Source organism: Actinomycetospora aurantiaca (assembly GCF_037401875.1).
GTDB classification, from domain to species: domain Bacteria; phylum Actinomycetota; class Actinomycetes; order Mycobacteriales; family Pseudonocardiaceae; genus Actinomycetospora; species Actinomycetospora aurantiaca.
The window spans coordinates 100,747-121,416 of sequence record NZ_JBBEGN010000003.1 but is presented as its reverse complement, the minus strand read 5'-3'; the positions used below and the strand labels follow the sequence as shown (position 1 = coordinate 121,416).

Sequence of the window (20,670 nt, the reverse complement as noted above, 5' to 3'; positions counted from 1 at the left end):
AAGGAGGTCCGGAGCGCCTGAGAGCAGTCCTGCCGGCCGTCGCTCCTCAGAGCAGGCCGTGCGCACGGGCGTTGGTGATCACCTGCGCCCGGTTACGGGCGTCGAGCTTGCGCATGACGTTGTGCAGGTAGGTCTTCACGGTGTTCGGGGACAACCGCAGTTCCTGGCCGATCTCGCCGTTGGTGTGGCCGGAGGCGACGAGGCGGAGGACGTCGTACTCGCGCGGGGTCAACGGGGCGTCCGCCTCCGCGCTCGCGCCGCGGTAGGACCCGTGCCGGGCCACCTCCCGGATCGCTGCGCCGAGCGCGGCACCTGAGGCGTCCTTGACCAGCAGCCCCACCGCACCCGCCGCCAGGGACGGCGCCACCGCCGAGTGCTCCGGGAACGCGGTGAACAGCAGGACCCGGGTCGACGGCGAGACCTCCCGCAACCGCGGCACGACGTCCGCGGCCAGGGCGTCCGGCAAGCGCACGTCGAGCAGCACGACGTCGGGCCGCTCCCGGGCACACACAACGGCGGCGTCGGAAGCATCTCCGGCGTGCCCCACCACCTCGATGTCGCTGTGCCGGGCGAGTTGCGAAGCCACGCCGTCGCGGACGACGGGGTGGTCGTCGACGATCAGCACGCGGACCGCGCTCAGCACGGCAGCTCGAGCCTCCAGGTCGTGCCGCCATGCGGGTCGGGCAGCACGCGCAGGGTGCCGCCGAGCCGCCCGACCGCGTCCGACGTCGTCGTCAACCCGATCCCGGAGGTGTGGCCCGCCGAGAGACCGGTGCCGTCGTCCGTCACCGCCACCACCAGCGCACCGCCCCGCCGCGCCACGCTCACCACGACGGCCGAGGCGCCCGCGTGCTTCTCCACGTTCAGCAACGCCTCGCGCACGCCGGCGACCACCACGTCGGCCCGCGACGGCGCCAACGACGGCGGGTCGTCGAGCATCACCAGCTCGGCCGGCACGCCGGTGCGGTCGCTGAACGCGGAGCAGTCCTCCTGCAACATCACCGAGAGCTCCAGCGCCGCCGGCGACGCCCGCAGCGTCCGGAGCGAGTCGCGCAGCGCCGCCGACGCCTCGCTCGCCTGGTCCTGCAGCCGCGCCAGCCGACGCGCCAGCTCCGGGTCCGCGCCGACCGCCTCGCTCAACCCCGCCATCCCGGAGCCGATGGCGAACAGCAGCGCGCCGACGCTGTCGTGGAGGTCCGCCGCGATCCGGCTGCGCTCCTCGTGGACCGCGACCTCCCGCGCCAGGCGCGCCCGCTCGGCCACCGCCGCCGCGAGCGCGACCTCGTGCGCCACCGCCTCCGCCCGCTCCGCGGCCCGGCCGCCGAAGGTCCCCGCCGAGCGCGCCCCGACCGCGAGCACCCCGAGCACCCGGTCGTCCCGCCGCACCGGCACGGCGAGCAGCCGCTGCACGCCCTCGAGGTCGATGACCCGGTCGAAGGTGTGCGTGATCTCCGCCGAGCCGAGGTAGTCGTCCACCCACGACGGCGTCGCAGACGCGTGCACCTTCCCCGTCAGCCCGAGCCCGCGGGGCACCGTCAACCCGCGGAGCAGCCCGGTGCGGTCGCCGGCCAGCTGCGCGAGGACGAGGTCGTCGGACGAGTCGACGGGCTCCGCCACCCACGCGACGTCGCCCTCGGCGCGCAGCAGGTCCAGGGCGGCCCGCACCGCGGCCCGCCGGTCGAGCAGGCCCACCAGCTCGGCGTGCTCGCGCGTCAGCTCCGTCGGGTCCACCTGCCCATCGAACGCCGACGGCACGGTGATGTCACGGCGTGAACTGCTTGATGAGCTCACGGCGCATGATCTTCCCGGTCGACGTCGCCGGCAGGGTCTCGACGAACCGCACCAGGCGTGGGCGCTTGTAGGCCGCCAGGTGCTCGCGGGCGTAGTCGACGAGCTCGTCCTCGGTCGGCTCCGACCCCGCGACCGGTACGACGTAGGCGCACGCGATCTCGCCCCGGACGTCGTCGGGAACGGGTCCCGCCGCCACCATCGCGACCTTCGGGTGCCCGGCGAGCACCCGCTCGACCTCGGCCGGGTAGACGTTGTAGCCGCCGGTGATGATCATGTCCTTGCGGCGGTCGACGACGAACACGTGGCCGGTGGCGTCCATCGTCGCGACGTCGCCGGTGTGCAGCCAGCCGTCCGGCTCGATCGTCTCGGCGGTCGCCTCGGGGTTGCCGTGGTAGCCGGACATGACGATCGGCCCGCGCACCATCAGCTCCCCCGGCTCGCCGGTCGGCGCGTTCCGGGACACGTCGGAGAGGTCCGCGATGCGCAGCTCGATCCCGGGCAGCGCCACCCCGATCGAGCCCGGCACCGGCGGTGCGTGCAGCGCGTGGGTGGTGCCGAGGCCCGCGACCTCCGTCATGCCCCACAGCTCGATCAACGGCGCACCCGAGCGCGTCTGCCACCGCTCGATCGTCGACAACGGGATCGTCTGCCCGCCCACCGTGCAGCGCGTGAGCGACGACAGGTCCGCGTCGGCGAGACCCGGATCCGCGAGCAGCATCGCGTACATCGCGGGCACGCCCTCGAACAGCGTCGCGCGGTGCTCGCCGATCAGCCGCAGCGCCTCCCCGGCGGCGAACCGCTCCATGAGCACGACGGTGCCGCCGGCCAGCAGCGTCCCGTTGATGACGACGTTGCCGTAGACGTGCGGCGCGGGCAGGGCGGTCACGACGACGTCGTCCTCGCGACGCCCGTGCATCGTCGCCGTGAGCGCGCAGTTGAGCAGCACCGCCCGGTGGCTCTGCACCGCGCCCTTGGGGTGGCCGGTGGTGCCCGACGTGTAGCCGATCGTCGACGGCTCCTCGGGATCCGTGACGACGGCGGGGGTCGGCTCCTCGCAGGCCAGCAGCTCGTCGAAGGCGACCGCGCCCTCCACCGACCCGAACGCCACCACCGTCAGCGGCTCGGGCAGGTCCCGTGTCAGCTCGAGCACCGTCGGGGCCTGCTCGGCGCTGGTGAACACCGCTGCCGACCCGCAGTCGCGCAGGACGAACGCCAGCTCCTCGGGAGTGAGCATGACGTTCACCGGGTTCACGACGGCGCCCGCCTTCAGCGCGCCGTGGTACGCGACGACCCACTCCCACCGGTTCTGCGCGTACAGCGAGACCGGGCGGCCCGCCGTCACACCTCGGGCCACCAGGCCCGCCGCGACCCGGTCGCTCAGCGCGTCGAGCTCGGCGAAGCTCAGCGTCCGCGTCGCCGTGACCAGCGCCGGCTTGTCGCCGAAGCGCGGCCCGACCGCGCGCAGGATGTCCCCGGGACCGTCCACCGTCACCTCCACGTCGCGATGTGCCCGCGCATCCGACCGTGCCGGAGCGTGGCGCGGCACACCCGAACGGGTGTGGTGCGCGTCGCTCTCCTGCGTACCGTCGCGGTGCATGACGGTGACGACGACGGCGTCGGGGCTCGACCAGGCGCAACTGGGGCACCTGCGGCACTGGGACGACCTGTCCCGCCGTCTGCCCCACGACTGGTCCGGCATGCAGGGCAAGGGCGCCGGCGAGGACGACTTCGGCAGCTACCGCTTCCAGCTCGCCTACATGGTCTACGGGCTCGCGCTCGCCCACCGCCACCGGCTGCCGGCCGCACCCGGCGTCTTCCGCCCGACGATCCAGCGGCTGATCGGGAAGCTGCTCATGCCCGACGTCTGGCTGTACTGGCGGGACGTGTCGCGGGGCGGGATGGTCATGAACGCGCACCTCTCGGAGGGCTACCACGAGGAGTGGGACCCGGTGGTGCGCGACAACATCATGTACTCGGCGTACGTCCAGTCCTGCGCGCTGCTGCACGACGTCCTGTTCGCCGACGACCGCTACGCGCAGCCGGGCGCGCTCTCCTTCGAGCACTGGTCGTTCTTCTGGGGCGGCGAGCCGAAGCGGTTCTCCTACGACCGCGAGTCGCTCAACGAGCACCTCTACTGGCAGATGGTGCAGAACGGCTACCTCGGGATCGCGTGCGAGCCGAACTGCGTGTTCCAGATCTGCAACCAGCCCGCGATCCTCGGCTTCCGACTGCACGACGTGCTGACCGGCGGCGACCGGGCCGACGAGGTCGTCGCCGGCTACCAGCAGGCCTGGGCCGACTTCGGGCGGCTCGACGACACCGGCCACTACAACCAGATGATCCTCGAGGACTCGAAGGTCGTCCGGCCGAACGCCCTGCAGGCCCCGTGGGTGGACGCCTGGTGCGGCGCCCTGATGAACACCTGGAACCGCGAGTTCGTCCACGAGCACTACCCGCGCCAGGTCGCCGACTTCCTGATCCCCGGCCCCGACGGGACGATCTCGGTCCGCTCGACGCCCGCGATGGAGGTCATGGGGCAGCAGGTCGTCACCGACACCTGCGACCTCGGCTGGGTCGCCGCGTGGGCCTCCGAGGTGGGCGACCACGCCACCCTCGACGGCATCCTCGCCCACGCCGACCGCTTCATGAATCCGACCTGGACCGACGGCGCCCTGCACTACCCCCGCAACGACACGAAGACCGACGCCGACGGGAACCGCACCGAGATCGAGCCCATGACCGGCAACGTGCTGCTCGGCTACGCCCGCCTCAACGTGCCCGACGGCCTGCACCGGCTGTACCAGGAGCCGTGGGGGCCGGAGCACTTCGCCGAACCGGCGCTGACCGAGGTCGGCCGCGACGTCGAGGTGAGCCGGGCGGAGGTCGTCGACGGGGTGCTGCACGCGCGCCTGCGCCGGCGCTCCGGGTCGGACGCCACCGTGGTGATCGACCGCGTGCCCGCCGGCGCGCGGCTGTTCCTCGACGGGCAGGAGGTGCCCGCCGAGGGCAGCGTGACGCTCGAGGTGCCGGACGGCCCGGCCCGCGACCTGGAGCTCCGCCCGTGAGTGCACCGACGGCGATCGGGTTCGACCTGGTCGACCACCACGGCTCCCCCGTCGACGCCGGGACCTACCGCGGCTCGTGGCTGCTCGTGCAGTTCGGCTTCACGTCCTGCCGCGTCGTGTGCCCGCGGGCGCTGACGAAGCTGACGGCCGCCCTCGACGGGCTGGGCGACGACGCGGAGCGGGTGCGCCCGCTCTACGTGACGGTCGATCCCGACCGGGACACACCCGACGTCATGAAGGCCTTCCTGACGAGTTCGTACCCGCGGTTCACGGGCCTGACGGGCACCTCCGCGCAGGTGGAGGCGGCGAAGGTGACGTTCCGGGTGTTCGCGCGTCGCCGCGCGGACCCCGAGGACCCGGGCGGCTACGGCGTCCCGCACACCGCGATGACCTACCTCGTCGACCCCGACGGCCGGTGGGTCCGCCACTGGCCGGACACCGCTGACGCGGAGACGATCACCGCCGACCTCCGGAGTGCGCTCGCCGCGTGAGTCGGCACGTCCCGTGCCGGCAATGCGTCACTGCTTGCACTGGACGCCAGGAAATCCGGCATCGTGGCCCCGCGACCCGCGCCGGCGGACCCATCCCCGGATCATGATCGATGCAGGGAGCGCACCATGGGGGCGTGAGCGACGAGCAGCGGGTCCGGGTCGAGGTCGTCGACGGCGTCGCCGACGTGCGTCTGGCGCGCCAGGAGAAGCGCAACGCCCTCGACCCCGCGATGTTCGAGGCGATCGTGCGCACCGGGGAGCAGCTGCGGAGCGACCCCTCGGTGCGGGTCGTGGTGCTCTCGGGCGACGGACCGGACTTCTGCGCCGGGCTGGACTTCGGCTCGTTCCGGGCGATGGCGGGCGGCGAGCGGCTCTCGGCGTCCGCGCAGCTCCCGCCCGACAGCGGGCCCGCGCAGGCCACCGGCCAGCGGGCGGCGTGGATGTGGGCCGAGCTGGAGGTCCCGGTGATCGCCGCGATCCACGGCAACGCGCTGGGCGGCGGGCTGCAGATCGCGCTCGGCGCCGACCTCCGCATCGTCGCCCCGGACGCGCGGCTGTCGGTGCTCGAGACGCGGTGGGGCCTCGTCCCGGACATGACCGGTACGCAGGTGCTGCCCGAGCTCGTCGGCCGGGACGTCGCGAAGGAGCTGACGCTGACCGGCCGCTTCGTCGACGGCGAGGAGGCCGTGCGGCTCGGGCTGTGCACCCGCACCGACCCGGACCCGCACGCCGCCGCCCTCGCGCTCGCCCGGGAGATCGCCGCGCGCAGCCCGCACGCCGTCCGGGCCGCCAAGCGCCTGCTCGACCTCGCCGGCCGGGTCGACCTCGCCACCGGCTTCGCCGCCGAGCAGGCCGAGATCGGCGCGCTCATCGGGAGCCCGAACCAGGTCGAGGCCGTCACCGCGGAATTCGAGAAGCGGCCGCCGACCTACGCCGAGGTGCCAGCCGGGACCTCGTCACGGGCGTTGACGACGATCGACGGGCGGCCGCTCTCACATCCTCGAGGACGGCCACGGCCGTGATCGTCACGTCGCCGAGCACGCCGAGCACGCCGAGCTCGACGACGCCGGAGCGCATCGCCTCGGCGCGCAGCGCACATCACGTCCCTGCCGGGTTCGACCCGGGCAGGAGCAGGTGCCCGGAGTCGACGGGAATCGTCACGCCGGTGACGTGCGCGGCGAGATCGGAGTTCAGGTAGAGCGCCGTGTCGGCGATGACCTGCGGGGTGAGGAACGTCGTCCCCTGCAGCACCCCGTAGTGCCGGCCGCCCGCGACCCATTCGTCCTGCGTCCCGCCCTCACGCCCCGCGAACCAGTCCCAGAACTGCTGGTGGTTGGTCATGGGGGTGTCGATGGCGCCGGGCGCGATCGCGTTGCACCGCACCCCGTGCGGGGCGAGCTCGACGGCCATGTTCTTCATCAGTCCGATCACGCCGTGCTTGGCCGCGACGTAGTGCGTGAACCCCGCGGTCGCCTCGAGACCGTTCACCGACGCCGTCACCACCACCGACCCGCTGCCCCGCTCGATCAGGTGCGGTGTCGCCGCCTTGACCGTGCGCCAGACCCCGGTGAGGTTCGTGCCGACCATGTCGTCCCAGGCGGCGTCGTCGAGCTCCCAGAACGGGCCGAACGAGTGGATGCCGGCGTTCGCGATGACGATGTCGATGCGACCCAGCTCCGCGAGGGCGCGGGCGACGGCGGCGTCGAGCGCGGCCTGGTCGCGGACGTCGGCGACGACGTCGACCGCCCGCCGCCCGTACTCCTCGACGAGCTTCACCGTCTCGGCGTGGTCGTCCGCGGTGGCGAGCCCGTAGGTCGTCGCGCTCACCTCGGAGTCGACGTCGACGAGCACGACGTCCGCGCCCTCCCGCGCGCAGGTGACGGCGTGCGCGCGACCCTGGCCGCGGGCGGCCCCGGTGATCAGGGCGACCTTGCCCTCGAGCAGTCCCATGTCGGTCCTCTCCGGTCAGTACTCGGTGACGCCGGCGTCGGCGGCCAGCTCGTGGGCGGTGACGAAGCGGGACTCGTCGGAGGCGAGGAAGAGCACCGCGTTCGTCTGGTCCTCCGGCTGCGCCTGCTCGAGCGGGAGGATGTTGGTGAACATCCCGGCGAGTCGGGGGTGCGCCTCCAGCGCCGGGCCGAGGATGCCGAGCACCGACTCGTCGGCCATCGGGGTCGCCGTCGCGCACGGGTGGACGCTGTTGACCCGGATGTGGTGCTCGCCCAGCTCGACGGCGAACGCCTTGGCCATGCCGCGGACCGCGAACTTGCTGGTGGTGTAGGGCACCAGGAAGGGCTGCACCCGGATCCCGGCCGCGGAACTGACCAGCACGATCGAGCCGCCGCCGGCGCGGACCAGGTGCGGCGCGGACACCATGACGGTGTTCCACGTGCCGGTGACGTTCACCGAGCAGGTGCGCTCGAAGAGCTCCGGGCTGACCGCGTCCCACTCGGCGGGGATGCAGATGCCGGCGTTCGCGACGACGACGTCCAGGTGTCCCAGGGTCTCCACGGCGCCGTCCACGGCCGCCCGCAGGCCGTCGAGGTCGCGGATGTCGACCTGGGCGGTCACGATCCGCCGGCCGGTCTTCTCGACGAGGGCGGCGGTCTCGGCCAGGTCGTCGGGCGTCGCCGCGGGGTACGGGGTGTCCAGCGGGGCGCAGACGTCCACCGCCACGATGTCCGCGCCCTCCTCCGCGAAGCGCACCGCGTGCGAGCGGCCCTGCCCGCGGGCGGCCCCGGTGACCAGCGCGACCTTGTTCTCGAGGCGGCCCATCAGGCGCTGATCCCGAGCTTCGCCCAGTACTGCGCGAAGGACGGCGGGCACAGGTCGGTGGCGCGGAGGATCCGCCCGTCGACGAACTGGAAGCTGGTGACCATGGTGACGTCGAGGACGTCGTCCCCGAGGCGCCGGTAGATCTGGACGTACGCGACGACGAGGCCCTCCGGGGTCTCGTCGGTCCAGGTCACCTCGTTGCGGGACTCGTCGAGCTTCGCGAGCACGCCGAACGCGCCGAGGAACTCCTCCTTGGAGTACACCGCCTGCGTCCCGTCCAGGGTGAACCCGGCCCACGTCATCGAGTCGTCGAGCAGGGCGAGCAGCGGGCCGGCGTCCCCGCGGTCGGCCGCCGCGAAGGCGTCGGTCAGGGCTTGGGCGTTCGACATCCGGGGAACCTCCGCGTCGGCGCCCGGTCGGCGGGGAGCCGGCCGGTGTCGGCGGTGATCGTGGAGCGGCGCCGGGGGCCGCCGTCACCGTCGCTCCACGTGGTCCGCCCCGCGCGCACGCCCACCCAGCTCGGGAGCCGGGTCCACGGGTTCCGGGGAGCCGGCGTGGTCGATGTTGACCCCCGCACCCGGGTGGTTCCACGCGCCCGGACGTCGACCGCCTTGACCCTCGTGCTCCGCCTCTCGCATCGTGACCGTGCTCACCTCGACGACGAGGCCCCGGGGAGGGGACGTGAACGCGGACGAGTGGACGGAGATCCGCCGGTTGCACGCCGAGGGCACGCCGATCAAGCAGATCGCCGCGACGCTCACGATGTCGCGCAACACCGTGCGCCGCGCGCTCTCGTTCTCCGAGCCCCCGCCCGACCACCGTCCCCGCCGCGGTTCGACCGCCGACGCCTACGACGACGTCGTCCGCGACCTGCTCCACGAGTCCCCCGGCCTGACCGTCGAGCAGATCGCCGACCGGATCGGCTGGGACCGCTCCCGCACCACGCTCGCCCGCCGCGTCGCCGCACTCCGCCGGGACGACGCCTCCCCGGCCGGGCCGCGGACCCCTGCCCCGGGTCTCCCCTGCTTCGCCACCGACTTCATCGGGCGCCGCCCCGAGCTCGCCGCGGTCCGCGCCCGCCTGGGCCGGCACCGGCTGGTGACGATCGCGGGACCCGGCGGGGTCGGGAAGACGCGGCTCGCGGTGCAGGCCGCCCACGAGTACCGGCGCGCGTTCACCGACGGCGTGCGGCTCGTGGAGCTCTCGACGCTGCGCGACCCGGCGCTCGTCGGGCAGGCCGTGGTCGACGCCCTCGGTCTGGTCCACCACGGGGGGTCGGCGGCCACCGCCGTCGCGGCCCACGTCCGGGACGCCCAGCTGCTGCTGGTGCTCGACAACTGCGAGCACGTGCGGGACGCGGCGGCCGAGCTCGTGGAGTTCCTCCTGCGCTCGACGTCCCGCCTGCGCATCCTCGTCACCAGCCGGGAACTGCTGGACCTGCCCGGCGAGGACGTCGAGTTCCTCGAGCCGCTGCCGGTCGGCGGGGAGGACGACGACCAGGACACGGCCGTCGCCCTGTTCGTCAGCCGGGCCCGGGAGGTGCTCAGCGACTTCTCCCCCACCCCCGCCGACGCCGCCGACGTCCGCCGGATCTGCCGTCGTCTGGACGGCATCCCGCTGGCCATCGAGCTGGCCTGCATCCGGCTGCGCGTGCTGTCGCTGCGCGAGCTCGCCGACCGGCTCGACCGGGGGCTGACCCTGCTCTCCAGCCGGTCCCGCCGCGGCCAGGAGCGGCACGCGAGTCTCGAGGCCGCCATCGGATGGAGCTACGAGCTGTGCTCCGAGGAGCAGCGGCTGATGTGGGCACGCTGCTCGGTGTTCGCCGGCGGCTTCGACGCCGGCATGGCCGCCGCCGTGTGCGCCGACGAGGATCTCCCCGAGGCCGCCGTCCTGGACTGCCTCTACGACCTCGTCGGGAAGTCCGTGCTGCGCCGCGTCGAGGTGGGCGGTCGGGTCCGGTTCCGGGTGCTGGAACCGATCCGGGAGTACGGCCAGGCGGCGCTCACCGAGGCGGACCGCGCCGCGCTGGACGCGCGGCTGGTCGCCTGGTGCCGGGACCTGGTGGAGCGCTCGGTGGCGGACTGGATGACCGTCCGCCAGGCCGAGGTCGCCGCCCGGCTCCAGGCCGACCTCCCGACCGTCCGCGCCGCCCTCCAGGCCGCACTCGCCCCCGGCACCGACGACCTCGCGGCCGCGACGGACCTCCTCGCGGGCCCCTGGTTCCTGTGGGCGTGCGGGTTCTCCTCCGCCGAGCACGTCGTCTGGCTCGAGCGCCTGCTCGTCTCGCCCGGCCTGACGCCCGGTCAGCGGGTGCGAGCCCTCGCCACGCTCGGGATGGTGCAGGTGCTGATCGGCGACCGCGCCGCGGCCGCCGAGCGTCTCGCGGGCGTTCCCGAACTGGCCGACGACGTCGGCGAGCCGACCGCGGCGTCGTTCGCGCTCAACGCCCAGGGCCTCTCGGCGTTCTACGACGGCGAGCTCTCCCGGGCCCGCGAGCTGCTCCTCGACGCCGTCGCGCGGTACGAGGACGCACCGGCGACCCGCGTCGACCTGCCGTGCACCGCGCGGGTGCACCTGGGGCTCCTGGCGTGCTTCGCGGAGCGCACCGACGAGGCCGCGGAGCTGTTCGCGACGGTGCGCCACGTCGCCGAGGACGCCGGCGAGGCGTGGATGCTCTCCTACGCGGTGTACGGCGAGGGCCTGGTGGCGCTGGGGCGGGAGGACTACGACCGGGCCGCCGCCTCCGCCCGGGAGAGCCTGCGGCTCCAGTCCGGCTTCGCCGACGCCGTCGGGACCCCGCTCGCCCTGGAGCTGCTCGGGTGGGCCGAGGCCGGCGCCGGGTCCGCGGAGCGGGCGGCGGTGCTGCTGGGCGCCTCGTCGGCACGTTGGGGTGCCTTCGGGCAGCAGCTCTACGGCTCCGAGGCCTGGATCGAGCGTCGGTCCCGGTTCGTGCGCCGGGTGAGCCGCGAGCTCGGGCCCGCGCGGTTCGCCGCCTGCCAGCGACGCGGCGCGGCGATGACACTGGGCGAGCTGACCGCGTTCGCCGCCGGCACCAGCGCCCCCGAGCGGGACGACCGTCCCTCGGGACCCGGACTCACCGGCCTCTCCCGGCGCGAGCGGGAGGTCGCGGCCCACGTCGCGCACGGCCTGTCGAACAAGCAGATCGCCGCGAAGCTCGTGCTCTCCCACCGCACCGTGGAGGGCCACGTCGAGCACATCCTGCAGAAGCTCGGCATGGACAACCGCACCCAGCTCGTCGCCGCGATCGCCTCGGGGACCCGCGTGACCACGTGACGGACCACGTGGTCCCCCGGTCCCACCGGGACACCGCGGCGCGGAACGTGGTCCAGGTCACCGCAGACCAGGATCACGGAGAGCACCAGATGACGGACACCCTCGCCGCACCGGACCTCACCGGGGCGGACCTGCCCGGCGACTACCCCGCCCGGGCCCGCTCGCTCACCGCGCTCATCGACTCCGAGGCCGACGCCATCGAGTCCGGCGGCACGCTGACCCGTCCCGTCGTCGAGGCGCTGGTGGAGCGGGAGATCTTCTGGGCGCTGGTGCCGCGCGAGCTCGGCGGTGCGGGACTGGGGATCGTCGAGTCCCTGAAGATGGTCGAGGAGCTCGCCCGCGCGGACGGGTCCGTCGGCTGGGCGGTCATGTCGAACGCCTTCAGCACCGGCATCGCGGCGGGCTTCCTGTCCGACCAGGGCGCCCGGGATCTCTTCGCCGGCGCGCAGCGCGGGATCACCGCCGGGATGATCCTGCCGACGGGTTCCGGACGGCGGGTCGAGGGCGGATACCGCGTCACCGGCCGGTACGGGTTCGGCAGCGGCACCGGGCACGCGTCCTGGATCGGCGCGGGCTTCGTCGTGCAGACCGACGAGGGCACCCCGGAGCTGGACGCGAACGGCGGCCCGGTGTGCCGGGTCGCCTTCGTCCCGCGCGACGAGGTCGAGTTCCTCGCCGGCTGGGACGTCATGGGCATGGAGGGCACCGGCAGCTACGACTACGCGGTGACCGACCTCTTCGTCCCCGAGGCCCACACCATGGACACCTTCTCGACGGTGCCGACCCGACCCGAGCCGGTCTTCCGGCTGGGCCTGCTCGGCATCGGGGTCGGCGGGCACGCGCCGGTCGCCCTCGGCATCGCCCAGCGCGCGCTGGAGGAGATCGCCCGCATCGCCTCGGCGAAGTCCCGTCCCGGGTACGCGACCGTGGTCGGCGACTCCCCGATGTTCCGGCGGGAGTTCATGACCTTCGAGGCCCTGCTGCAGGCCGCGCGCCGCTACGTCTACGACGCCCATGCCGACGCCGAGGCCACCGCGGTGAGCGGGCAGGAGATCACCGCCGAGCAGCGGGCGCGGCTGCGCCAGGTCACCACATGGGTCCAGCAGGTCGCACGCGACGTGGTGACCTTCGCCTACAGCTGGGGCGGCAGCGCGTCGATCCGGAACCCCAGCGTCCTCGGGCGCTGCCTACGCGACATCTCCGTCGGCGCCCAGCACCTGCTCGTCGAGCCGATGACCCTCGTCGAGGCCGCGGACGCGATCCTGCCCACCTACGTGACGCAGGACTGAGCCCTACACCTGCCGGTCGAGGTCCGTGGGCGCGGTGATCAACCCGCGGCCCACGGCTGCCGCGACCGCCTCCCGGCGGTTCGCGGCCTCCAGCTTCCGGTAGAGGCCCTTGAGGTGGTGGCGCACGGTGTGCGCCGTCAGGTGCATCTGTCCCGCGATCTGCGGGACCGTCAGCAACGAGGGCAGGTACTGCAGGACCTCCCGTTCGCGGGTGGTCAGGTCGGAGTCGTTCCCGACGACGGGTGCGGGCGGGGCCGGGCGCGCCCGGCGCACCCGTGCCGCCAGCGCGACGGTGGCGCGGGACGCCCCCGGCGCGTGCGGCCCGCGCCGGACGTGGTCGTCGAGCAGCGAGGCGAGGGCGGGCTCGGCGAGGAGCAGCGGGCGGAGCACGGAGTGGTCCCCGGCGCGGCGCAGCGCATCGGCGAGCGTCCGGGCGGCCCCCTTCGACCCGCCGGTCGTGCCCCACAGGACGGCTCGCGCCAGGTCGGTCTCGATCCGGGTGACGGGGTCGAGGTCGCCGGCGGGGCGCACGTCGGTGAGCGCGGCGGCCGCCTCGTCGGCCTCCCCCGTCATGAGCAGGGCGCGGGCGGCGAGACCGGCGAGGCGGTCGTCGAGGGAGAGTTCCGTGGCACCGGACTCGGATCTCCGCCCGGAACGCCGCCGCGTCACGGCCGGGCGGGCGAGCACCGCGTCGGGGTGGCCGGACGCGAGCTCGACCTGGGCACCGACGTAGTCGGTCCACGTCGGCAGGATCCCGGTCGAGCGCCCTGCGGAGATCCGTCGGTCGACCCCCGCGAGCGCGTCGGCGGCCGCGGCGACGTCCCGCCCGAGCAGGTGGACGCCGACGTCGGCGAGGTCGATCGCGGTCTGCACCAGCCAGTCGACCCCGAGGTGCGAGGACAGCGTCCGCACGGCGTCGACGGACGCCCCGGCCACCACGAGGTCGCCGCGTTCCAGCGCGGCCAGCGCCGCGGCGGCCCAGGCGGCCGCGGTCGTCGGCATGTGGTCCCAGCCCAGGCCCCGCGCCCGCTCCAGCGCACGCTCGGCCAGCCGGTCGGCCTCGACCGGGTGCCCGCCGACGACGAGGCCCAGGGCACGGAGCCCGGCGGCGTGCAGGCCGAAGGTGGCGGTGCCGGCCCCCACGACCGTGCGCGTGGCGAGCCGCCGGCTGCCCGTGTCGAAGGCGCCGCTCCACATCTCGGCCAGGCCGACGTTGACCTCGGTGACGTCCTCGTAGACCGCCCACCCCGGGACCTCCCTGGCCGGGAGCGCGGCCACCTCCGCCGCCGCCGCGCGGGCCGCGGTGAGCATGCGCTCGGCGTCGCCGCTGAGTTTGGCGAGCGCCGCCTCGACCACCCGCAGGACGACGAGCGCCGAGCCCCGCCGCACCGAGCCGGGTGGGGCGCCGGCGTCGGTCGCCAGGGCCGCATCGGCGGCGGCGATCTGGCGGGCGAGGTCGTCGACGTCGAACCGGCAGTAGGCCAGCGCGGCGAGTGCCGTGGTCAGCGCGACGTCGCCCTGGGCCCGGGCCCTCGGGATGCGGGCCAGGGCGTCGAGCAGTGCCGTGCGCTCCTCCCCGACGAATCGTGCGGCAGCGCTGCGCACTGCGATGTCGGCGACCAGCGACCAGTCCTCGGCGGTGATCGCGTGCTCGAGGGCCTCGATGGGACGGTCCCGGTCCTCGGACCAGGCGGCGGCGAGGACGTGCGCCCGCCGGAACGCCGCGGGATCCTGGGCGAGCCGGGTGCGCAGCAGGTCGCGCAGCAGCGGGTGGCAGGCGTACCAGGTGGTCCCGGGCGCGGAGCCGGTCGGCGCCATCCGGGCGACCAGGGCGTGCCGGTCGGCCAGGCGCTCGAGACGGTCCCGGGCACGCTCGACGGCCGCCTGCGACGGCGTCGCCTCCCCCGAGTCGAGGACCGCGGCGAGCTCCGCGGTCAGCGCGGCGACGGGGGCGCACCGCACGAGGAGGTCCCGCTCGTCGTCGAGCCCGTCCAGCAGTTCCGCCGCGAGGAGGTCCGCCAGCGGGCCGTCGTGCCCGAGCCGGGCCAGCCCGCGTTCGCCCTCCTCGGCCCAGCGGACCGCCGCCACGCGGACCGCAGCGGCCCAGCCGTGGGTCCGCTCGGTCACCGCGTGCAGGGCGGCTCCGTCGAGCGCGACGCCGGTGCCCGCGAACAGCTCGTCGATCTCCCCCGCGGTGAACGCCAGGTCGGTGGGCCCGATCTCCGTCAGCCGACCGGCGAGCAGGAGGTGGGGCCGGGCGACGGGCAGTGCTCCCCGGCCCAGGGCGATGATCCGCAGCGCGTCCGTCGTGGCGAGGACCGCGTCCAGGCCGGTCGGCAGCGTCGTCCCGAGCCGGTGCACGTCGTCGAGGACGAGGACGACCGGCGCCGGCAGCTCCGCGAGGCCCTCCACCAGGGCGTCGACGAAGGCGTCGTCGACGACGGGTGCCGGGCGGAGGTCGGCGAGGGCGGAGCCGTCGGGCAGGGCGTCGACGGCACGCAGCGCGTCGAGGACCGCGCTCCAGAACGCGTCGGACGCCCGGTCGGCGCTCTCCAGGGTCAGCCACGCCGAGCGGGCGGGCGCCGCGGGTGACCGGTCGAGCCAGTCCGCGACGAGCATCGTCTTCCCGGCGCCGGGCGGACCGACGACCGTGGTGAGCGAGGACCGCGCCCCCTGCTCGAGGCGGGTCCACAACGAGGGACGGGACACCAGGGACAGTCCGGCCCCGGACGATGGGGCCGCCACCGACGCGCCATGTCGTTCGACGTGTCCTCTCTCCCGGGCGGATCGGACGCTACCCGGGACCGCGCGTCCGGGCACGGGCCTCGTGGTCGCGGTGCGGACACGACGTGGCACACCGCGTGAACTACTCACTTCGAGGGATCTCACCCGGCCCACACACCGGCTTCGATCAAGCGGTCCGGCGAGTGCCGGACCTCGCGCTCGCCGCTCCCGGGGGATCCGATGTCCGCTGCCTCGTCCACCCCGGAGGAGCGCCGCTCGCCGGCGCTCGAGCTCCTCCGACGACGCCCGCTCGTCTCCTTCTTCGTCCTCTCCTACGCCGTCACGTGGCTGCTGTGGAGCCCGGTGGTGATCCTCGGGCTCCCGGTGTTCGAGCCGTCCACCGCGGCTCCGAACCCCGCCGTCCTCCCCGCGATCGCCGTCGGTGTCACGGGGACCGCGGTGTTCATGATCTGGGTGACCGAGGGCCGCGACGGCCTGCGCCGCTACCGCGAACGTCTGCTGACGTGGCGGGTCGGCATCGGCTGGTGGGCGGTGGCGATCCTCGCCCTGCCGGTCGGCGGCATGATCGTCGCGACCCTGCTCGGCGCGTCCGACACGCTGCTCGCGCTGACGCCCGCGGCCCTCGTCTCGTACCCGTTGGCCTACCTCGCGCACTTCGTCTTCGGGCCGCTGTTCGAGGAGTCGGGCTGGCGCGGGTTCGCGCTGCCGCGGATGCAGTACCGGCTCGGCCCGGCCAGGGGCACGCTGGTGCTCGGGCTCCTGTGGAGCGCCTGGCACTTCTTCCTCTACGCCCCGATGTGGTTCGGGTCCGACCTGGCCGCGGGGCTCCAGTCCCTGATCATCTTCTCCGTCCTGACGACGGCGATGACGTTCCTGTTCACCTGGCTGTCGAACCACACCCGGGCGAGCCTGCTGCTGGTGATCATGCTGCACGGCTCGGTCGACGGGACCCAGACCTACATGACCCGGCTCGGCGAGCGCGGCGTGATCGACCCCGACTCCGCCCAGCTCGCGAACGGGATCGGCCTCCTGCTCGCGGCCGTCGTGATCATGATCGTCCTGCTGGTCGCGACCCGCGCCCGCCTGGGGTACGGCGCCTACCGCGACACCTGGGAGGAGGCGCGCGACCTCGACCCCGTCACGGCCGCCGCTCCCCGTGGCGGGCGTGCTCCCGCCCGACCCGAGGGCTCGACGCCCGGGCCGTCGGCCTGACCGCCCCGCGCCCCTGTTCCGGGAGAGGACCCCGATGACGCGAGCGCTGCTCGTGACCGCCGTCGCCACCCTGCTCGCCGCCGTGCTCACCGGCACCGGGTGGGCCGCACCCCCGCCGGGGCCCGCCGTCCCGCCCCTGGCGTGGGGGAAGTGCGACGACGGTTCTCCGCCCGCCCAGGCCGGCTTCCAGTGCGCGACGGCGACCGTGCCGTTGGACCACCGCGACCCGCGCGGGCGGACGATCTCGCTCGCCGTCGTCCGCAAGCCCGCGACCGGCCCGCGGATCGGCTCGCTCTTCCTCAACCCGGGCGGACCGGGCGGGACGGGCACCGGACAGATCACCTCCTGGGTGAACCTCGTGCCCGCCGGGCTGGCGGACCGGTTCGACCTCGTCTCCTGGGACCCGCGCGGCGTCGGGGAGAGCACCGCGGTGCAGTGCTTCGACAGCCAGGAGGCCGAGGGCCGCTTCCTCGGCGACTCCGCCGACTACCCGACGACGCCGGCGCAGGCCACGGCCTACGTCGACACCTGGCGCCGGTTCGGGCAGGCGTGTGCGGCGCGGGACCGCGCTCTGCTCGAGCACTCGAACACCGCGGACACCGCCCGCGACCTCGACCTGCTCCGGCAGGCCGTCGGCGACGCGAAGCTGACCTACCTCGGGCTCTCCTACGGCACCTTCCTCGGCGCCACGTACGCGAACATGTTCCCCGACAAGGTCCGCGCGATGGTGCTCGACGGGAACCTCGCCCCGTCGGCGTGGACCGACCGGAACCTCCCGGTGACCACCCGCAGCATCTCGATGCGCGTCGGGTCCGACGCCGGCGCGAGCTCGGTGTTCGGCGACCTGCTGCGGTTGTGCGGGCAGGTGGACACGTCCCGGTGCGCCTTCTCGATGGGTTCACCGCAGGCCACCGTCGAGCGGTGGAACCAGTTGCTCGCACGCCTGCAGAAGGGTCCGATCTGGTTCGCCCCGCGGAACGAGCTCATCACCGGGCCGGCGCTCGTCTCCCGGATCTCGAACGGCCTCGACATCGCCTTCCCCTTCACGAGCCCGGTGTCCGGCGGCGGGTCGGCCGGGTGGGCCGGGGTGGCCGCCGGGCTCAAGGCGATCTGGGACGCACGGGACGCACCCCTGCCGCCGGTCGGTCCCGACGGGCCGCTGCCTCCGCCGAGCTCCTACGACGGCCCCGAGCAGGGCTACGCGGTGACGTGCGGCGACGCGGCGGTCCCCCCGCCGGGTCTGTTCGGTCCGCTGGCGCGCGTGTCGCAGGCCGCGAACGGGCCCTTCGGCCTCAACGCGGTGTGGGGCGACGAGCCGTGCTCGACGTGGCCGGTGCGGGCCGCCGACCCCTACCGGGGGCCGTTCAACCGCAACCAGGCACCGATCCTCGTCCTCGGACCCACCCGCGACCCGTCGACGCCCTTCCAGAACTCCGTGCTGATGTCGACCGAGCTCCGCAACGCGCGGCTCCTCACGGTGGTCGGCTACGGCCACACGTCCCTGCTCAACCCCAGCCGGTGTGCGCCCGACGCCGAACGCGCCTACCTGGTGGACGGGACGCTGCCCCGCCCGGGCACGGTCTGCCGCCAGGACGCCACCCCGTTCGGCGCGACGCCGTGACCCCGAGGAGAGAGTCCCCCGTGCCGCACCGCACCCGCCCCGTCGTCGTCCTCGCCGCCGCCGTGTTCGTGCTGGGCGTCCTCGCCGGGTGCGACGGCGGGTCGGGCGGCTCCTCCGCCCCGGAGCCCCGGTCCTCCTCCGAGCACGCCACGGAGAGCCACCGTGTCGAGCCCACGCGCACCACCCGCCCGACCGAGCCGACGAGACCGACCACGCCACCGACCACCTACCCGACGAGCTGCGCGGCGGGCCTCGTCTGCTGAGCGAGTACCTGCGGCGGTCCGCATGGGTGAGCGGGTACCGGGAGGGCTCGTCGATCACCGCGTCGCGATCTGTGGGCTGCCGTTTCCCGTGGCGCCCTCCCTGCACTGAGCGGTCGGAGGCACGCACTCGCCCGTCGGCCGCGTCGCCGACCGTGGTCAGTGGCGCCGCGCCCTCCTGGGACTGCACGGCGCCACTGACGTCGGCCCGGCCATGGCGGCGCCGACGATCAGCGGGTACGGAGTGCTGCGGGAAGGCCGATCACGGGGTCCGCCCTCTCCTGGACTGCTGCCCGTTCCTACCGGTGATCACGGGATCCGGACCACGGATCGTCGATCCCCCTCTCAGCGCCGGGGCGGCCCGCGCAGCCACGGATCGGCAGGCCGTGGTTGTCCCTTCGATCACGGGCCACCGTCGACGGTGTCGCCATCCCGATCGAAGGAGCGCCCATGCCGGACGACACCCCACCCGCCGTCGACGAAGGCACGACGCTCGCCGGGGCGCTGCGCGGGAGCCTCGCCCGTTCGGGCGGCGTGACGGGCATCCTGATCGCGGCCACACCGGCCGTCGCGTTCGTCGTCGCCGACGCCCTCGCTGGTCTGACCTGGGCCTTCGTCGCCCTCGCCGTGGCCGCTCCGGTCGCGTTCGGCATCCGGCTCGCCCGGCGCGAGTCGCTCCGCGGCGCCGTGGTCGGCCTCGCCGTCGCGGGCGTGTGCGCCGCCGTCGCCGCCCTCTCCGGTGAGGCCCGGGCGTTCTTCCTGCTGCCCACACTGATCCCGGCCGCCCTCGGGGTGGTGTTCCTCGGCTCGGTGCTCGTGCGCCGCCCCGTCATCGGGATCGTCCTGAACCGCCTCGCCGGCGGACCCGCCGACTGGCGCGACGACCCGCGGCTGCTGCGGGTCTACACGCTGAGCACGCTGGCCGGCGTCGCGATCCACGCCGTGAACCTCGGCGCGCGGGGCGTCGCCTACGCCGCCGACCAGCCCGCCGTCCTGGCCGCGCTCGGTGTCGCCGCCGCGCCCGTGTTCGCCGTCCTGGCCGCCGTCACCCTCGTCGCGGCCCGCCGCGCGATCTCCCCCGCCTCCCCCGCCCTCGCCTGACCCTCGTTAGTCCGAAGGAGACCCACCATGTCCCGCACACCCGACATCTCCGTTCCCGACCTCACCGGCCGTCGCGCCGTCGTCACCGGCGCCAGCGACGGCGTCGGACTGGGCCTGGCCGCGCGGCTCGCCGCCGCCGGAGCCGAGCTCGTCCTGCCCGTCCGGAATCCGCGCAAGGGGCAGGCCGCCGTCGCCGCGATCCGCGAGCGCACCCCCGGCGCAGAGGTCTCGCTCCGTGAGCTCGACCTGTCCTCGCTCGCGTCCGTCGCCGCGCTCGGCGCCGCGCTGCGGGCCGAGGGCCGTCCGATCCACCTGCTGGTCAACAACGCCGGCGTCATGACCCCACCCGACCGGCAGACCACGGCGGACGGCTTCGAGCTGCAGTTCGGGACGAACCACCTGGGCCACGTCGCCCTCGTCGCCCACCTGCTGCCGCTGCTCCGCGCCGGCCGGGCACGGGTGACCTCGCAGCTCAGCATCGCCGCGCGCTCGGGGTCGATCCACTGGGACGACCTGCAGTTGGAGCGCTCCTACGACGGCGGGGCCGCCTACGCCCAGTCGAAGATCGCCTTCGGGCTCTTCGCGCTCGAGCTGGGCCGACGGAGCCGGGCCGGCGGGTGGGGCATCACCAGCACCCTCTCGCACCCCGGTGTCGTCCCGACGAACCTGCTCGCCGCGCGCCCGGAGGTCGGTCGCGACCGGGACACCCCGCAGATCGCGGTCATCCGGACCCTGTCGCGGTGGGGCCTCGCGGGCACCGTCGGGACCGCCCTGCTCCCCGCCCTGTACGCGGCGACCTCCCCCGAGGTCCACGACGGCGGGTTCTACGGGCCGAACGGGCTCGGCCAGGTGCGCGGCGCCCCCGCCGAGCAGCGCCTCTACCGCCCGCTGCGCAGCGCCGAGGAGGCGGCGCGCGTCTGGGAGGTCTCGCAGGAGCTGACCGGGGTGCCCCTCGACGCCGGCGCCCCCGGCGCCCGACAGGGCTGAGCCCGGAAGCTGGGACTGCCGGACCTACGGCTGACCCGG

General features: G+C 74.6%; 17 protein-coding genes. 10 read left to right on the top strand and 7 right to left on the bottom strand.

The genetic code is table 11. From position 1 onward, the window contains the following. Window positions 1–46: 46 nt before the first annotated feature. Genes WCD74_RS08390 through WCD74_RS08380 form a run of 3 tightly spaced genes read right to left on the bottom strand, consistent with a single transcriptional unit; the run spans window position 47 to window position 3,277 of the window. Window positions 47–643 carry a response regulator transcription factor gene (locus WCD74_RS08390; RefSeq protein ID WP_337694388.1) on the bottom strand — a complete coding sequence of 199 codons (597 nt, stop codon included), beginning with the start codon at window positions 641–643 and terminating at the stop codon, window positions 47–49. Beyond that, window positions 637–1,731: a GAF domain-containing sensor histidine kinase gene (locus tag WCD74_RS08385; protein WP_337694387.1), complete on the bottom strand. Its 1,095-nt coding sequence runs from the start codon at window positions 1,729–1,731 to the stop codon at window positions 637–639. Before WCD74_RS08385 ends, WCD74_RS08390 begins: the two co-directional genes overlap by 7 nt. A gap of 31 nt (window positions 1,732–1,762) precedes the next feature. Next, window positions 1,763–3,277 (bottom strand): class I adenylate-forming enzyme family protein, encoded by a 1,515-nt coding sequence (locus WCD74_RS08380; RefSeq protein WP_337694386.1) that lies wholly within the window; start codon window positions 3,275–3,277, stop codon window positions 1,763–1,765. 109 nt (window positions 3,278–3,386) lie between these two features. Here WCD74_RS08380 and WCD74_RS08375 point away from each other — a divergent pair, with 109 nt between their 5' ends. The 3 genes from WCD74_RS08375 (at window position 3,387) to WCD74_RS08365 (ending at window position 6,369) form a co-directional block, all read left to right on the top strand. Then, on the top strand, window positions 3,387–4,856 hold the full coding sequence (locus WCD74_RS08375) for a linalool dehydratase/isomerase domain-containing protein (RefSeq protein WP_337694385.1): 1,470 nt from the start codon (window positions 3,387–3,389) through the stop codon (window positions 4,854–4,856). Further along, window positions 4,853–5,347 carry an SCO family protein gene (locus WCD74_RS08370; protein ID WP_337694384.1) on the top strand — a complete coding sequence of 165 codons (495 nt, stop codon included), beginning with the start codon at window positions 4,853–4,855 and terminating at the stop codon, window positions 5,345–5,347. Before WCD74_RS08375 ends, WCD74_RS08370 begins: the two co-directional genes overlap by 4 nt. Window positions 5,348–5,481: 134 nt before the next feature. Beyond that, window positions 5,482–6,369: a crotonase/enoyl-CoA hydratase family protein gene (locus WCD74_RS08365; protein ID WP_337694383.1), complete on the top strand. Its 888-nt coding sequence runs from the start codon at window positions 5,482–5,484 to the stop codon at window positions 6,367–6,369. A 76-nt stretch (window positions 6,370–6,445) separates the two neighbouring features. Here the strand turns inward: WCD74_RS08365 and WCD74_RS08360 are convergent, their stop codons facing one another. From WCD74_RS08360 to WCD74_RS08350, 3 genes are read right to left on the bottom strand one after another with little or no spacing between them, the layout of a single operon-like run. After that, entirely contained in the window at window positions 6,446–7,297 is an 852-nt protein-coding gene (locus WCD74_RS08360; RefSeq protein ID WP_337694382.1) for a mycofactocin-coupled SDR family oxidoreductase, read from the bottom strand. A 15-nt stretch (window positions 7,298–7,312) separates the two neighbouring features. Then, the gene (locus WCD74_RS08355; RefSeq protein WP_337694381.1) at window positions 7,313–8,122 is read right to left on the bottom strand and encodes a mycofactocin-coupled SDR family oxidoreductase; all 810 of its coding nucleotides are present in this window, start codon (window positions 8,120–8,122) and stop codon (window positions 7,313–7,315) included. Continuing rightward, window positions 8,122–8,511 (bottom strand): nuclear transport factor 2 family protein, encoded by a 390-nt coding sequence (locus WCD74_RS08350; protein ID WP_337694380.1) that lies wholly within the window; start codon window positions 8,509–8,511, stop codon window positions 8,122–8,124. Before WCD74_RS08350 ends, WCD74_RS08355 begins: the two co-directional genes overlap by 1 nt. A 292-nt stretch (window positions 8,512–8,803) precedes the next feature. Here WCD74_RS08350 and WCD74_RS08345 point away from each other — a divergent pair, with 292 nt between their 5' ends. After that, window positions 8,804–11,416: a LuxR C-terminal-related transcriptional regulator gene (locus tag WCD74_RS08345; protein ID WP_337694379.1), complete on the top strand. Its 2,613-nt coding sequence runs from the start codon at window positions 8,804–8,806 to the stop codon at window positions 11,414–11,416. Window positions 11,417–11,505: 89 nt separating this feature from the next. After that, window positions 11,506–12,705 (top strand): acyl-CoA dehydrogenase family protein, encoded by a 1,200-nt coding sequence (locus WCD74_RS08340; RefSeq protein WP_337694378.1) that lies wholly within the window; start codon window positions 11,506–11,508, stop codon window positions 12,703–12,705. A gap of 3 nt (window positions 12,706–12,708) precedes the next feature. Here WCD74_RS08340 and WCD74_RS08335 read toward each other — a convergent pair whose 3' ends face one another. Further along, window positions 12,709–15,450, bottom strand: a complete 2,742-nt coding sequence (locus WCD74_RS08335) for a helix-turn-helix transcriptional regulator (protein WP_337694377.1) — start codon at window positions 15,448–15,450, stop codon at window positions 12,709–12,711. A gap of 219 nt (window positions 15,451–15,669) precedes the next feature. On the opposite strand from WCD74_RS08335, the gene WCD74_RS08330 reads away from it, so the two are divergent. From WCD74_RS08330 to WCD74_RS08310, 5 genes are all read left to right on the top strand, one after another. Further along, window positions 15,670–16,662 carry a CPBP family intramembrane glutamic endopeptidase gene (locus WCD74_RS08330; RefSeq protein WP_337694376.1) on the top strand — a complete coding sequence of 331 codons (993 nt, stop codon included), beginning with the start codon at window positions 15,670–15,672 and terminating at the stop codon, window positions 16,660–16,662. Between the two features lie 34 nt (window positions 16,663–16,696). After that, a complete protein-coding gene (locus WCD74_RS08325; protein ID WP_337694375.1) occupies window positions 16,697–18,283 on the top strand; it encodes an alpha/beta hydrolase in 1,587 nt (528 codons plus the stop codon). A 20-nt stretch (window positions 18,284–18,303) separates the two neighbouring features. Further along, window positions 18,304–18,546, top strand: a complete 243-nt coding sequence (locus tag WCD74_RS08320; protein ID WP_337694374.1) for a hypothetical protein — start codon at window positions 18,304–18,306, stop codon at window positions 18,544–18,546. Between the two features lie 447 nt (window positions 18,547–18,993). Continuing rightward, entirely contained in the window at window positions 18,994–19,644 is a 651-nt protein-coding gene (locus tag WCD74_RS08315) for a DUF3159 domain-containing protein (protein ID WP_337694373.1), read from the top strand. Window positions 19,645–19,671: 27 nt separating this feature from the next. Continuing rightward, on the top strand, window positions 19,672–20,631 hold the full coding sequence (locus WCD74_RS08310; protein WP_337694372.1) for an SDR family oxidoreductase: 960 nt from the start codon (window positions 19,672–19,674) through the stop codon (window positions 20,629–20,631). The last annotated feature ends 39 nt before the right edge of the window (window positions 20,632–20,670 follow it).

Coding starts and splice junctions, on each gene's coding strand:
- WCD74_RS08375 (WP_337694385.1), top strand. CDS start 3,387: ATGACGGTGACGACGACGGCGTCGGGGCTCGACCAGGCGCAACTGGGG.
- WCD74_RS08360 (WP_337694382.1), bottom strand. CDS start 7,297: ATGGGACTGCTCGAGGGCAAGGTCGCCCTGATCACCGGGGCCGCCCGC.
- WCD74_RS08355 (WP_337694381.1), bottom strand. CDS start 8,122: ATGGGCCGCCTCGAGAACAAGGTCGCGCTGGTCACCGGGGCCGCCCGC.
- WCD74_RS08350 (WP_337694380.1), bottom strand. CDS start 8,511: ATGTCGAACGCCCAAGCCCTGACCGACGCCTTCGCGGCGGCCGACCGC.
- WCD74_RS08340 (WP_337694378.1), top strand. CDS start 11,506: ATGACGGACACCCTCGCCGCACCGGACCTCACCGGGGCGGACCTGCCC.
- WCD74_RS08330 (WP_337694376.1), top strand. CDS start 15,670: ATGTCCGCTGCCTCGTCCACCCCGGAGGAGCGCCGCTCGCCGGCGCTC.
- WCD74_RS08325 (WP_337694375.1), top strand. CDS start 16,697: ATGACGCGAGCGCTGCTCGTGACCGCCGTCGCCACCCTGCTCGCCGCC.
- WCD74_RS08315 (WP_337694373.1), top strand. CDS start 18,994: ATGCCGGACGACACCCCACCCGCCGTCGACGAAGGCACGACGCTCGCC.
- WCD74_RS08310 (WP_337694372.1), top strand. CDS start 19,672: ATGTCCCGCACACCCGACATCTCCGTTCCCGACCTCACCGGCCGTCGC.